This is a genomic window from Ferrimicrobium sp., from assembly GCF_027364955.1.
Lineage (GTDB): Bacteria > Actinomycetota > Acidimicrobiia > Acidimicrobiales > Acidimicrobiaceae > Ferrimicrobium.
On record NZ_DAHXOI010000009.1, the window covers coordinates 1 to 12,758 of the forward strand.

Sequence of the window (12,758 nt, forward strand, 5' to 3'; positions counted from 1 at the left end):
GACACCGGCAACGGTGGGGACTGCCGATAGACGGAGCGGTTCCGGGCATTGCAGGTGCCCCGGAGCAAGCCGCTTAGTGGTCTTGCGAGGCGATGGAATGGACTACCATGAAATCGCTAACTGTTAGTTCAGCATCTCCCCACGATAGATCGCACCGGAGGTATGGGTTTCCCTGACCATGATTGTCGAGAGTGGGAGCGTCTCCATGAGCTGTTGCCAGAGCCATACGCAAAGGTTCTCGCTGGTGGGGTTCTCCAGACCGTCGATCTCGTTTAATAGATGGTGATCAAGCTGAGTGAAGAGTGGGGCAAAGGCCGTTGTGATTTCGGCGAAATCCATGACCCAGCCAAAGATTGGATCAACCGTGCCTTGGACATGGATCTCCACGCGATATGAGTGGCCATGCAGACGAGCGCATTTGTGTTCTTCCTCGACATTGGGCAGAAAATGCGCGGCCTCGAAGGTGAACTCCTTAAAGATCTCCATCAGCGAATTCCAGTGTATTTGTGGGTCTGGAGGCTCAGTCTCCACTGTGGATGAGCAAGACAGTACGCGATGGCGAGAGCCGTGTTGTGTTCACGCTCTGGCCCGTCCATCGGCTGGAGGAAGTGATGGTTAAAGTCGAGGTGCTCGAACTGCGTCGGAGGAGCAAGAGGTTGTGGAAAGACCAGTTTGAGTTCATCGCCACGATCCAGTCGAAGGGGAGCGCCAGCTTTGGGGCTGACGCAGATCCAGTCCAATCCAGGTGGCGGGGCTTGGGTTCCGTTGGTCTCCACGCCAACGCTGAAGCCAGCGTGATGGAGCGCCTCCACGGCGTCGGCGTCGAGTTGTAGCAGTGGTTCGCCTCCTGTGCAAACCACATAAGGTTTGGCTCTAGCGTGTGCCTCTCCGCCCCAGGTGCTTAAGACCGCAGCGGCAAGATCGGTGGCTGTCGTAAATCGTCCGCCCCCTGGGCCGTCGGTCCCAATGAAATCGGTATCGCAGAACTGGCAGGTTGCACTCATGCGATCCGACTCACGTCCGGTCCAGAGATTGCAGCGTGAGAACCGACAAAACACCGAAGGTCGTCCGGCTTGGGCTCCCTCACCCTGGAGAGTGTAGAAGATCTCCTTGACGATGTAGGACATTAGCGAAGCCCTTCGACGAGTGCGGGGTCATCAAGGCCAGCTTCGCTGAATCCCTTTGTACGAAGGAGGCAGGAGTCGCATGTACCACAAGGTGCTCCCTGGAGATCGGGGTCATAGCAGCTGTGTGTGATGGAGTAGTCGACCCCAAGGCTAAGGCCGAGTTTGATGATCTCAGCTTTGGGGAGCTCGATAAGGGGAGTGTGTATGCGCAGGTGCTGTTCTCCCTCGACCCCGGCCTTTGTAGCCAGATTTGCCATCGTCTCGTAGGCACCGATATACTCCGGTCGGCAGTCGGGGTATCCAGAGTAGTCGAGAGCGTTGACACCGATAAAGATATCGCTAGAACCAATCGTCTCAGCCAACGCCAAGGCGAAGGAGAGGAAAATAGTGTTTCGGGCAGGTACGTAAGTGGTGGGAATGGTATCACTGAGTTCCCCAAGATCTCGATGATGGGGCACCCCAATGTCGTCCGTGAGGGCTGAGCCACCGAATATGCGCAGATCGATCGTCGTGATGACATGATTCACAACCCCCATTGACTGAGCAACGCGCCGAGCTGCTCGAAGCTCGATTGAGTGTCGTTGTCCGTAGTCGAAGCTGAGAGCATGTGGATCGTAACCCTGATGTTGAGCAATAGCTAGCACTGTTGTGGAATCGAGACCGCCACTGAGCAGTACTACCGCTGGTTGATTGTTCAAGCTTCCTCCTGGAGCCAGATGGTAGGCCTTTCCAGGCTAATCGGAGAGTGTTGGGACTAAGCAAAGACGACTACGTCGGACCGAGGTTAGTCATACCGTTCGGTGACTCGTTGCGTCCAGGTCAAGGTTGGCGAGATTGCCGCGAACAAGAGGTCGTGTGACTAGACATCGTGTATCCTCTGTGGACCGACTCTGTTGGTGAGGGTATCGTTAACCTGGTCTGCGGATCGTCACGCGACGGGAGCTCGAGAGTCCGGGTTGTCTATCTCGATTGTCCCGTCCCAGTGCCGAGGGGAGCGTGTTGGCTTACCGTCGACGTCGGCCTCTCCTGGGGCTAAGCACGGCGGCCAGGAGGATGCCCAGCGCGCCCAGGACGATAGGAAAACCGCGAAAGAGCTCAGCTCGAAACAGGGAGATTCCCGAGAGTTCAGTCAGTGGATCGTTCTGGAAACGACTTCGACTGCTTGCCTCTCTTCGTAATCGGAACTTGCCGATGACAGCGATGCCTCCTACTGTGATGGCAAGCAGTCCGATAGAGGTAGCTGCGGTTGGAAAAGCCAGCACGAGGATCAGGCCCGCGCCAAGGAGTAACTCAGCTGGTTTCGTGGCAAGGATGCTCGACTTCTGTGGTGTTGCATTGGCGTTGGTGGCATGGTAGCTAGCGCCGCCATATCCACCACCGTATCCGGCATCACTGTATCTGGCGCCCTGGCGATTCGCATCACCGTTGGGGTTTGTCCCTGTCTCGGAGCCGGCAGTTCCGTCAAGGCTCACGTTATAGGCTCGTCGAGCCTCGGGGTTCGAGAGCGTTGTCCATGCGTCATTGATGAGCTGGAAGAGGGCCGCCGAGCCGCCTTTATCCGGATGAACCTGGAGTGCGAGGCGGCGGTAGGCTGATTGAATTTCTTGCTGGCTGGCATCACGAGAGACACCGAGAACCTCGTAATACGTTCGATCAGCTGATCGTGCCACATGCCGATTCTAACCCAAATCGATGGTGCTCAACGTTTTAGGGTCAGGAACAAAGCCAAACCGAGATGATGTGACTGGAGTGACCCTCCTTCAGAGGCGCAACCAACTTGCTAGTGGTGTTGCTCAGCAGGCGGTCATGATCCATTAATACCGTGCGGTAGCGATCGATAGCCCATATCGACACACGGTGAGGATCGCCGGTAACCTCTCTCAGTTTTGTGAGCGTGCAGCTACCGACTCCAGCGCTCTAGCGCGGTAACTGGCCGCTAGGTCGAGGAGCTCCGTGATTCGGTATGCGTTTGGGTCACTTTGGGCACTCACTAGGTTGACGAGGGCCAGTGTGGTGGCGGACCGGACACCAGATTCGGCGAGGAGAGCTGCAGTGGTGCCATCTCCGGCGAGGTTGGTGTTGCCCATCTCTGTGAGATGGGCGGCGATCGCTCCGACCTTAATGCCGAGGTTGGCAATGTCCAGCGACACCCGGGCGGCATGTTCGAGACGAGCCCTGACCTGGTCAGCCGCGTTTGTTGAGTGTTGCTTTCGTTCTTCGCGCTGTGCCAGGATCACCTCTGCATAGGCTGTGGCGTCTGCTTGGCAAAGTTCATTGGCTCGGTCCAGTAGCTCTCGTGCCGCGCGTGCGTAATCGTTCGCTTCCATCAATTGCCGGGTCGATAGGAGGGCGGATTTGACGCATAGTGCTGCTGCCATACTCACTGCGATAGCCGCAACAGAGCCTGCGGCGGGGGCAGGTTTGGGTTCGGCGACCGCGGCGATGAAGTCCCTGACGGTGATATCGAGGTACTCGGGGAGGTTAGCTGAGTCCGACAATTTCCCCCGTTTCGTCGATGTCGATCGATTCCGCGGCAGGATGGGCTGATAGGCCTGGCATTGTGGAGATATCGCCGCAGATGAGGTAGACAAAACCAGCTCCGACCGAGGCGCGAGCCTCACGGACCGGCATCCGCCATCCAGTAGGTGCTCCCTTCAGCGTTGGATCTGATGAGATTGAGAGGTGGGTTTTCGCGATAATCACCGGTAAGTTGCCGAAGCCATTTTGCTCATAGATCTCAAGTTGTCGACTCGCGGCCGGCAGGTAGTCGATGCCGTCTGCTCCATACACTTGCTTGGCGATGATCTCGATTTTTTCTCGCAGCGGAGCCTCATCGGGATAGAGTAGGCGAAAGTGGTTCGGTTCGTTGGCTGCCTCTGCTACCATCTCGGCGAGTTCGATCGCTCCTTTGCCGCCGGCGACAAAGTTCGTGCAGAGGGCGACCCGAGCACCCATCGACTCAGCGATCTCACGGATCGCATCGTGCTCGGACGAGAAGTCGCCTGGGAAGGCGTTGATGGCGACGACGGGGCTTACCCCGTGGAGTTTGATGTTTTCGATCTGCTTGCGAAGGTTTGCTCCACCGGCATGGACCTCGTCAGGATTCTCTTGCAAGATGGCAGGTGGCAGTGGCCGGCCAGCGACGACTCGATGTTGGCCCGAGTGCACTTTGAGCGCTCGCACGGTAGCGACCAGGACCGCAGCGTCTGGAGTGAGACCTGAGGCGCGGCACTTGATGTTGAAGAAGCGTTCTGCTCCCATATCGGCTCCAAAGCCAGCCTCGGTGATCAGGAAGTCTCCGGTGTGGATGCCGATCAAGTCTGCGACGATCGATGAATTTCCATGGGCAATGTTACCAAAGGGTCCCGCGTGGACGAGAACTGGAGTGTTCTCCAGTGTTTGCAGCAGGTTGGGCTTGATCGCGTCGCGCATCATGACCGTCATTGCACCGGCGGCCCTGAGTTGTTCCGCGGTGACGGGCTCGTGTTCGCTGGTATAACCGATGACGATCCGACCAAGCCGAGCGCGAAGATCCTGTAAGGAGGTGGAGAGAGCAAGGATGCCCATGATCTCGGATGCGGCGGTGATGTCAAATCCAGTCTGACGGGGGATACCATCATTTTTGTTACCGAGCCCGATCACGATATTGCGGAGGGCGCGGTCGTCGACGTCGAGGACGCGCCGCCAGGTGATATCGTGGGGATCGATATCGAGTTCGTTTCCTCGGAACAGATGATTGTCGAGCATCGCTGAGAGCAGGTTATGGGCGCTGGTGACCGCGTGCATGTCGCCCGTGAGGTGGAGGTTGAGCGATTCCATGGGTACGACTTGACTATAGCCACCTCCTGCTGCCCCGCCTTTGATACCAAAGGTTGGACCCATCGAGGGTTGCCGGATGGCGATAGTGGCGCGCCGACCGGTGTGATGCATCGCTTGGCCTAGCCCGACCGTTGTGGTGGTCTTACCCTCGCCAAGTGGCGTTGGTGTGATCGCAGAGACAACGACATACTTGGCCTTTGGTCGGTCCGCCAGTGCCTCGATGGCCTCAAGTTTGATTTTGGCAACGCTGTTACCGTAGGTCTCTAGTAGTTCTGGCGCGATACCCATCTCGTGCGCGATATCGATGATCGGTCTGAGTTTGGCGGCGCGGGCGATGGTCAGGTCGCTATCCATGGTCATGATCTATCCTTTGACGTGTTTCGATGTGGAGCAAGAGTGCCACATTGTGATGAGCTTCGTTCATTGAGCCTACCCGAACGCGTGCGCATGAACAAAGGTTGGTCTGTCCCGCACCGGGAAAGGTCACCTGGACCAGCCCATTGCTCATCGTGAGCTACACAGAGTGCTTGGCGCTACAACTTGGGGGCTGGTTGGCGTTGGCAGTCAGCACAGCTTGCGAGTATCTGGTAGGTGCGGACTGTAGGGTTGCCGATGATGACGGGTGCGGGTGTGTATGGCACGATGATCAATGAGCTGATAGGTATGGCGTGTTTTGTATTGGAGATATGAGCGACGAGGTAAGCGTCTCCCATATGCAGTGTGGCCAACAATGTCCAACAATGTCCAACGATGGCCAATACGGTCGCGAACCAGCGATCGGTAACGACGCCGTTTTTCCTTTAGCGTTCCTGCAATCCAATCAGGCGTCCACGAGCAAGGGCAGTTCCCGATACCCTATCGAGCAGCATTGGAAAGTTCTTGATTTCGTTGGGGTTGGGAATCTTGGTTGCGAGTGCCCAAAGGCAAAATCCGTAGTGGTGAGGGCCATGACCTGGTAGCGGCCGTGGCCCCTCGTAGCCTCGCCGCCAAAAGGTAGCAGGAAGGAAAACGAGCCCTTCCGTTTTTGGGTCGAGTCCCCCAACGGGCAAACTGGAGTGCTGTGGCTCAAGCAGTGCTATGGTGTGCAAAAAGGGTCGTGGTAGTGGTGCATCGGTGTCTTCGATGATGAAGAGAAGTTGTGCGGTGTGATCAGGTGCTCCACTCCAGGTGAGTTCGGGTGATACGTTCTTACCAACGCCCTTGCCGGAGTGAATGAGCGGAATTTGACCACCATCGGCAAAATCTTGGCTCGTGATGTGGATCGTATCTGGTGCCATCAAACCCGGCAGATCCCACACACTGTGTTGCGTGCCGGCGCGGAACCCTCTCAGCAGTTTGCCAATCGAAGCCAACGCTCCTCCTTCTTAGTCTTGTCCATGGGCCAATCCTATGATGTGGGCCAGCTGGTTGCCAGATCTCGATTGGCCACATCGCTTGGACCAGCCCAACAACAAGCTTGCGTTTAGTCTACCGAGTTGCAGACGGTTGAAGTGAAAGGATCGCCCTTCGTTTGCGGTCTGATGAAGTCGGTTGTTTGGCTGAGTTGACTAGCGTTATATCTGTAGGGTCTTCAGTGTGCGTTTTCTCCTCACGTCTCTGGTCCAGGCTCTCTGGTTGTTGAGTCGCGCGATTGAGCGGCAATCGGAGGGGTGAGAGAATGCGTTGTGAGGGATCTTCTCTATTGGACCCCAGCAAGCGGTCGATGTGGCTGTGCCTGCTAGTCGGGATGCGAGCTGTCGGTTCGGCGGCGCTAGCAATGATCGCTGCCCATATTAGCCAGAAGAGTTAGTCAGAAGAGTTGGCGTGATGAGCGGTGTCGGCTCACCGCAAGGTGCGTGGCAGACACGGTGAAATAGATTGGAGCAAGAGTGGCGAAGAACCCGGCAGTGCGTTTAGTCCTGGCAGATGTTGACGGGACGCTCGTAACCGACGAGAAAGTGCTGACAAAGCGTGCGACCGCGGCCGTCGGGGAGCTTCATGAGGCTGGCATACTTTTCTCGCTTACCAGTGGTCGCCCGCCCCGTGGCATGGCGATGTTTATCGAACCTCTCAACCTCTCCCTTCCATTTGCTGCCTTCAACGGTGGGCAGATCCTCTCTCCAACCTTCGATACCCTCGTGGAACACGTGCTTGATCAAAGTGTGCTTGAAGAGATCGTTGCGGATCTGGCGAAGGCGAAGCTTGAGACCTGGTTCTACGCTGGATCAAAATGGTATGTTCCGAGTCGTGATGGTTCTCACGTCGATCGAGAATCCGCCACCGTAGGGTTTGCGCCTACCGTTATGAGCCAGCACCAGACCCCGCCGGGATCTATCGTCAAAGTGGTGGGCGTCAGCGACGATCATCACCTCATCCAGCGGATGGCCGGACAGATCCAAGAGGCCTATGGCCAGCAGGTCTCTGCTGAGGCCTCGCAGCCCTACTATCTCGATGTCACGCACCCCCTTGCGAACAAGGGTGCGGTGGTGAGCTACCTGGCCGGACAGTATCATCTCGATCCACAACAGATCGCTACGATTGGGGATATGCCTAATGATGTCGATATGTTCACCGTGTCAGGGTTGTCGATAGCGATGGGCAACGCAGCGAAGGAGGTGCGCGACCAGGCCCATCGGGTGACTGCATCGAACAACGATGAGGGTTTTGCCAAAGCAATGGAAGAGTTCGTTTTGGCGACCAAGGGGAGGTCCTAACCCCTAAGCCGAGTGTCCAACGCCCATTTGTCGCCAGCCGGACGCTGATACGAAGTCCAGCCGCAGGAGGCAGGGGTGTCGCTGGCCGAGACTTGTGTTTGGTGAGTTGACGGGTGAGGTTTCAGGGGGGTATGCCTTGCGATGGTGCTGGGGTCTTTTTTGCGAACCGTTTGTGCGAATAGCTCGTAGTTGGCCCCTCTTTGTTGTGAAGGTCTGTCTTTGGTCGCCAATCTTGTCACGCCCTGTCGGGTTCAAAAAAACCTTCCTCTGCGAGCTCGTTGTAGACCTGGTCGAAGACCGAGTCCGACAGACCGGTGCGCAGGGCTAGCTCTCTCCTTGTCGTCACCCCTTGGGCAAAAGCGGCGATGACTCGTCCACGGAGCTGGCGATGAGAACCTTCAAAGGTCGACTGACGTCGTGGCATCGTATAAGGATCTTCTCCGCGACCCTGAAACAGGCAGCCCGCTTCCAGCGGACAGACGGCACATGCGGGTTTTGGGCGACAGATCATGGCGCCGAGATCAAAGATCGCTTGGGCCCAGGCCCATGCCTGTCCGGCGGGCACCAGGTCGTCTGCTCTGCGTTGTAGCTCGCGCGTTTGCTCGGTGGCGCCAAAGAACGCACGGGAAAGGACCCGGCGCGCATTGGTGTCGAGCGCACCGACGTGATGATTGAAGGCTTGCGCAAGGATGGCGTTGGCGATGTAGGGCCCCACTCCCGGGAGGGAACAGAGAGCCTGGTAGTCGTCGGGGACGAGACCGTGGTGCTGGCTTAGCAAGTTGCTTGCACACTCGCGCAGGCGTATGGCGCGACGGTTGTAACCGAGTCCACTCCATAGGGCTAGTAGCTCCTGGATGGGAGCCTCTGCGAGCACAGCAATGGTGGGAAAGCGTTGCACAAAACTTGGATAGATGATGGCGACTCGAGATGCTTGCGTCTGGGTGAGCATGACCTCGGCCACAAGGACCAAGAAGGGATCCCTGGTCTCGCGCCAGGGCAATTCACGTCGATGTTGGTTGCCCCAAGCGAGGAGCTGTGTCTGTAGGCATCGTTGACGGTCGTCGAGTACTCCCATGGATACCGAGGAGCGTAATAGCCCTATCGGTCGATGATGGCCCTTGCGTCGTGATGGCGAGGACCTTCTGATGTACCCGGATGGCTAGAGACTATAGTCAAGGCGGTCGCTAGCGCTTTGCGCGCATAGCTGCACCCTTGGGGCTAGTTGGGTCAACTATCTTCTCGGAGACCTACAGGATTTGTGTTGAAGCCCGATATCATGTTTGTAGCTCAAGAATTCTGTCCTAAGCCCTCCGGCATGACAGAATGGCAACCGCTCCCGCAAGACGGTGCTACCGGAGGAAGAGCTGGTCGGTCGTGGTGACCGGCAAGGCGGGAAGCCTTCGCTGTATAGCTCGGTTTCCCATTGACTTTGGGAGGCGTTTCGTGCAACTCGTTAGAGGCGGAGAGAACTTCAACAATACCCAACAGAGGAATCAGCCGTTGGTTGGTGCGCTGTTGTACGCTGAGAAAAGTGTCAAGAATACCGACACCTGTGTTCTTGCCGTGCGTGCGAAGTGGTGTCGACAAAGCCACAAGCCCAGTGCGCGACACCGTAGTGGTCGCGAGATGTGTAGTGGCTCGCGTGAACCCGGTGATATGTACGCGGAGTTCATCCATTAGCGTCCAGTTCGCTCGATGGCAAGCGCCCATGCGTAAGCGCGGAGGTTGTCTTCTTGGACTTGCTTATTGGTCCCGAACGTTGGTTCGCCCTAGCGACTGACACTGATCGTATAGGCCTAGTGAGGTTGTCGATCCATCTCATCATCGCAACAAGGTTGCAGCAGTTACGTCTTAGAACTCATGATCGCAGCGTCGATCTATTTCAAACAAGGAGATTACCAAAATGTCCCAATGGGGATTTGAAACACAGCAGATTCATGCAGGCGCAGTAGCGGACCCGACAACGGGGGCCCGTGCTGTACCGATCTACCAAACCTCGAGCTATGTGTTTCGTGATACCGATCACGCCGCTGCGCTCTTTGGACTTCAAGAACTCGGTAATATTTACACGCGTCTTGGAAACCCAACGCAGGCGGTCTTTGAGGATCGGATTGCTGTTCTCGAGGGCGGAGTAGGAGCGCTCGCCACCGCCAGTGGGCAGGCGGCAGAGACACTGGCGTTGGTCAACCTCGCCGAGGGTGGCGGTCATATCGTCGCGTCATCATCCCTTTACGGTGGTAGCTATAACCTTTTGCACTACACGCTCGCCAAGCTTGGAATTCAGACGACATTTATCGCCAACGTCGATGATTTGGGTGAATGGGAGTCAGCGATCCGGCCCGAGACTCGAGCCTTTTATGCGGAGACGATCGGGAATCCCAAAGGAGATATCATCGATTTCGCCGGTATCGCTAGCGTTGCGCACGACCATGGCATCCCCTTAGTGGTGGATAACACCCTTGCGACGCCCTTCCTAGCCCAGCCGTTACGCTACGGTGCGGATATCGTGGTGCACTCGGCGACTAAGTTCATCGGTGGTCACGGCACCTCTTTGGGCGGGGTCATTGTTGATGGTGGGTCATTTGACTATGAGAGTTCGGGTCGTTTCCCTAACTTCACTGAGCCCGACGAGAGTTATCATGGTCTGGTTTACGCGGAACTACCAGAGGCATTACGGCCTGCTCGTTATATTTTGAAGGCCCGTCTACAGTACATGCGTGACATCGGTGCTACGGTATCGCCGTTCAACGCTTTTCAGTTCCTTTTAGGCCTAGAGACGCTGAGTCTAAGGATGGAGCGTCATGTCGCTAACGCACAGGCGGTCGCTGAGTGGCTCGAAGCACGAGATGAGGTCGCCTGGGTCTCCTATGCTGGTCTTGCCTCAAGTCCCTGGCACGCACGTCAACAGCAGTATTTGCCACGCGGTGCGGGAGCCATCATCGGCTTTGGGATCAAGGGTTCTGAGACCGCCGGGCAGCGCTTTATTGAAGGACTTGAGCTCTTTAGTCACTTGGCCAACGTCGGGGATGTGCGTAGTCTGGCCATTCATCCCGCCTCGACCACCCATTCGCAGCTAACTGAGGCTGAACGCATCGCAACTGGCGTGAGCGCCGACCTTATCCGTCTGTCGATTGGTCTTGAGACGATCGACGATATTTTGGCTGACTTGGAGGCTGGTTTCCGTGCTGCAAAAGAGAGTTGAGGCGGTGACGACCGCCGCATGGCATACTGGCCTCTTTGCCGGACACCGTCAATTCGCGCGGGTTCTTGATGACTTTACGACCGAATTGGGTGCGGTGATCGGCCCTATCGACGTCGCCTACGAGACATGGGGAACGCTGAATGCTGATCGGAGCAATGCCATATTGGTGCTCCATGCTTTGACTGGGGATTCGCATGCGGTTGGTGAGGTTGAGGATGGACATGCGACACCAGGTTGGTGGAACGGACTGATTGGTCCCGGTCTGGCGATTGATACGAACCGCTACTTTGTGGTGTGCCCTAACGTACTTGGTGGGTGTCAAGGGACCACCGGTCCCTCTTCGGTCGCACCCGATGGCGAGGTCTACGGCTCGAGATTTCCGACGATCACCATCCGTGATCAGGTGGCTGTTGAGTACGCACTCGCCCAGTTCCTTGGCATCGAACGATTCGCTGGAATCGTTGGAGGGTCGATGGGCGGGATGCGCGTTCTTGAGTGGTTGGTTGGCTATCCAGAGGCTTGCGAACGGGCGGTGGTGTTGGCGGTTGGGGCAGCGGCGACAGCGGAGCAGATCGCGCTCACCTCGTTGCAGATCCGCATGATAGAGAGCGACCCCAACTTCTGTGGTGGGGATTACTACCGCTACGGGGTAGTCCCGAGCCACGGACTCCGCCTCGCTCGGGAACTCGCTCATCTTAGCTATCGAAGTCCTGATGAGCTCGATACGCGCTTTGGGCGTCGTCGTCAATCCGATTCGGTGACAGACCTTGGCGTGGGGTCTTCCTTTGCAGTGGAGTCCTACCTGTCCCATCATGGGCAAAAGCTCGTCCAGCGTTTCGATGCCAATTCCTACATCCGGCTCTCGGAGGCGATGAATCATCATGACGTTGGGCGAGATCGAGGTGGGGTTCTCCAGGCTCTCCGACGAGTGAAGGCAAGGGTGACCGTCATTGGGATCTCCTCTGACCGTCTGTTTCCTGTGGGACAACAGCAGGCCCTTGCGGAGGCGTTGCCGACCTGTGATGGTCTCCACATTGTGGACTCGAATATTGGTCATGATGGCTTTCTGGTTGAAGTGAAGGCGATCGGTGAGATCGTTCGCGCGGTACTCTGACCAATCCGGGAGGGCTGCATTTGGACGTGACCCTGGTCGTTAGGCGCCCTCAGCTCGTCGTAGATCCAGTGAGCACAAGCGGGGATGGACGGCCCTGGTGGAGCGACAAGACCAGCGGCCACTAGGCCGGGGTCTGTGGGAATGAGAGAAGATATTGGCTCTTCTGCTGCGATGACGGCTCTGCGTCTATGGGATCGTCGAGCATCGCCATCGTCTTGGTGTATTTGCTACTCCATTGGTGTGCAGGTCTGGTATTGGCGCGCAATTCTGGAGTTATGGTAGGGAGGTCACTGGCGGCCCGTAACGGTTGGGTCCAGGGGTGGAACGTTGCGTCAGAAAGACCAGGAGAATGATGGTGCCGACGAGTGGTACGAACCCTACAAAAATCCATCCCCCGCTGTGGTCGGTGTCATGGAGGCGCCGAAGGGTGAGACCAATGGATGGAATAAGGAGTGCGATTCCATACACGTAGTACAGAATAAAGAACAGAGGGTTGTGTGCTACGATGAAGACGGCCAAAAGTAGGAGTCCAATGACGGCGCCGACCAGATATGCCTTCCAGTACTCGCCTCTGGTAGAGCGGATGCGGAAGTTGGTATAGAGTCGCCACATCCTGAGATAGGCGTCTACGAAGGAGATCGAGGGAACCTGGAAGCCTAAATTTGCCTCTGGTGATCCTTCAAATTTCGGAAGACCATACGACCCTTGACCGCTGTGGTCAGGAGTTGGTGGTGTCTCAGGACTGTCCATTCGATTCCCCTCAGATCTCGTTAGGGCGATTATAGCGCTCGTTTAGTCGGGAT

13 protein-coding genes and 1 riboswitch are annotated in these 12,758 nt (G+C 56.8%); of the genes, 4 read left to right on the plus strand and 9 right to left on the minus strand.

The features are described from left to right. Positions 1–123: 123 nt before the first annotated feature. The 7 genes from queD to M7Q83_RS07585 all read right to left on the minus strand — a co-directional run bounded on the left by queD (position 124) and on the right by M7Q83_RS07585 (position 6,298). Positions 124–486: a 6-carboxytetrahydropterin synthase QueD gene (gene queD, locus M7Q83_RS07555; RefSeq protein ID WP_298336963.1), complete on the minus strand. Its 363-nt coding sequence runs from the start codon at positions 484–486 to the stop codon at positions 124–126. Continuing rightward, positions 486–1,127 carry a 7-carboxy-7-deazaguanine synthase gene (queE, locus tag M7Q83_RS07560; RefSeq protein WP_298336965.1) on the minus strand — a complete coding sequence of 214 codons (642 nt, stop codon included), beginning with the start codon at positions 1,125–1,127 and terminating at the stop codon, positions 486–488. The genes queD and queE overlap by 1 nt, the downstream gene beginning before the upstream one ends. Continuing rightward, on the minus strand, positions 1,127–1,825 hold the full coding sequence (gene queC, locus M7Q83_RS07565) for a 7-cyano-7-deazaguanine synthase QueC (protein ID WP_298336967.1): 699 nt from the start codon (positions 1,823–1,825) through the stop codon (positions 1,127–1,129). The genes queE and queC overlap by 1 nt, the downstream gene beginning before the upstream one ends. Before the next feature lie 306 nt (positions 1,826–2,131). Further along, the gene (locus M7Q83_RS07570) at positions 2,132–2,797 is read right to left on the minus strand and encodes a J domain-containing protein (RefSeq protein WP_298336969.1); all 666 of its coding nucleotides are present in this window, start codon (positions 2,795–2,797) and stop codon (positions 2,132–2,134) included. A 210-nt stretch (positions 2,798–3,007) separates the two neighbouring features. Next, the gene (locus M7Q83_RS07575; RefSeq protein WP_298336971.1) at positions 3,008–3,625 is read right to left on the minus strand and encodes a cyclodeaminase/cyclohydrolase family protein; all 618 of its coding nucleotides are present in this window, start codon (positions 3,623–3,625) and stop codon (positions 3,008–3,010) included. Next, positions 3,609–5,306: a formate--tetrahydrofolate ligase gene (locus M7Q83_RS07580; RefSeq protein ID WP_298336973.1), complete on the minus strand. Its 1,698-nt coding sequence runs from the start codon at positions 5,304–5,306 to the stop codon at positions 3,609–3,611. Before M7Q83_RS07580 ends, M7Q83_RS07575 begins: the two co-directional genes overlap by 17 nt. A gap of 440 nt (positions 5,307–5,746) precedes the next feature. Beyond that, positions 5,747–6,298 carry a YbhB/YbcL family Raf kinase inhibitor-like protein gene (locus M7Q83_RS07585; protein WP_298336974.1) on the minus strand — a complete coding sequence of 184 codons (552 nt, stop codon included), beginning with the start codon at positions 6,296–6,298 and terminating at the stop codon, positions 5,747–5,749. 516 nt (positions 6,299–6,814) lie between these two features. On the opposite strand from M7Q83_RS07585, the gene M7Q83_RS07590 reads away from it, so the two are divergent. Then, positions 6,815–7,639, plus strand: coding sequence for a Cof-type HAD-IIB family hydrolase (locus M7Q83_RS07590; RefSeq protein WP_298336976.1), 825 nt, complete (start codon positions 6,815–6,817; stop codon positions 7,637–7,639). Positions 7,640–7,874: 235 nt separating this feature from the next. Here M7Q83_RS07590 and M7Q83_RS07595 read toward each other — a convergent pair whose 3' ends face one another. Then, a complete protein-coding gene (locus tag M7Q83_RS07595; protein ID WP_298336978.1) occupies positions 7,875–8,714 on the minus strand; it encodes an A/G-specific adenine glycosylase in 840 nt (279 codons plus the stop codon). A gap of 210 nt (positions 8,715–8,924) precedes the next feature. Further along, a riboswitch (SAM riboswitch) is annotated at positions 8,925–9,036 on the plus strand. A gap of 46 nt (positions 9,037–9,082) precedes the next feature. Here M7Q83_RS07595 and M7Q83_RS07600 point away from each other — a divergent pair. From M7Q83_RS07600 to M7Q83_RS07610, 3 genes are all read left to right on the plus strand, one after another. After that, on the plus strand, positions 9,083–9,319 hold the full coding sequence (locus M7Q83_RS07600) for a hypothetical protein (protein WP_298336980.1): 237 nt from the start codon (positions 9,083–9,085) through the stop codon (positions 9,317–9,319). A gap of 223 nt (positions 9,320–9,542) precedes the next feature. After that, positions 9,543–10,841, plus strand: coding sequence for a bifunctional o-acetylhomoserine/o-acetylserine sulfhydrylase (locus tag M7Q83_RS07605; protein ID WP_298336982.1), 1,299 nt, complete (start codon positions 9,543–9,545; stop codon positions 10,839–10,841). Next, positions 10,822–11,955, plus strand: a complete 1,134-nt coding sequence (locus tag M7Q83_RS07610) for a homoserine O-acetyltransferase (RefSeq protein ID WP_298336984.1) — start codon at positions 10,822–10,824, stop codon at positions 11,953–11,955. Before M7Q83_RS07605 ends, M7Q83_RS07610 begins: the two co-directional genes overlap by 20 nt. A gap of 273 nt (positions 11,956–12,228) precedes the next feature. Here M7Q83_RS07610 and M7Q83_RS07615 read toward each other — a convergent pair whose 3' ends face one another. Further along, positions 12,229–12,705, minus strand: a complete 477-nt coding sequence (locus M7Q83_RS07615; protein ID WP_298336986.1) for a DUF805 domain-containing protein — start codon at positions 12,703–12,705, stop codon at positions 12,229–12,231. Positions 12,706–12,758: the final 53 nt, after the last annotated feature.

Excerpts from the sequence above, each read along its gene's own strand:
- queD (WP_298336963.1), bottom strand. The coding sequence starts at position 486 with ATGGAGATCTTTAAGGAGTTCACCTTCGAGGCCGCGCATTTTCTGCCC.
- queE (WP_298336965.1), bottom strand. The coding sequence starts at position 1,127 with ATGTCCTACATCGTCAAGGAGATCTTCTACACTCTCCAGGGTGAGGGA.
- M7Q83_RS07580 (WP_298336973.1), bottom strand. The coding sequence starts at position 5,306 with ATGACCATGGATAGCGACCTGACCATCGCCCGCGCCGCCAAACTCAGA.
- M7Q83_RS07595 (WP_298336978.1), bottom strand. The coding sequence starts at position 8,714 with ATGGGAGTACTCGACGACCGTCAACGATGCCTACAGACACAGCTCCTC.
- M7Q83_RS07605 (WP_298336982.1), top strand. The coding sequence starts at position 9,543 with ATGTCCCAATGGGGATTTGAAACACAGCAGATTCATGCAGGCGCAGTA.
- M7Q83_RS07615 (WP_298336986.1), bottom strand. The coding sequence starts at position 12,705 with ATGGACAGTCCTGAGACACCACCAACTCCTGACCACAGCGGTCAAGGG.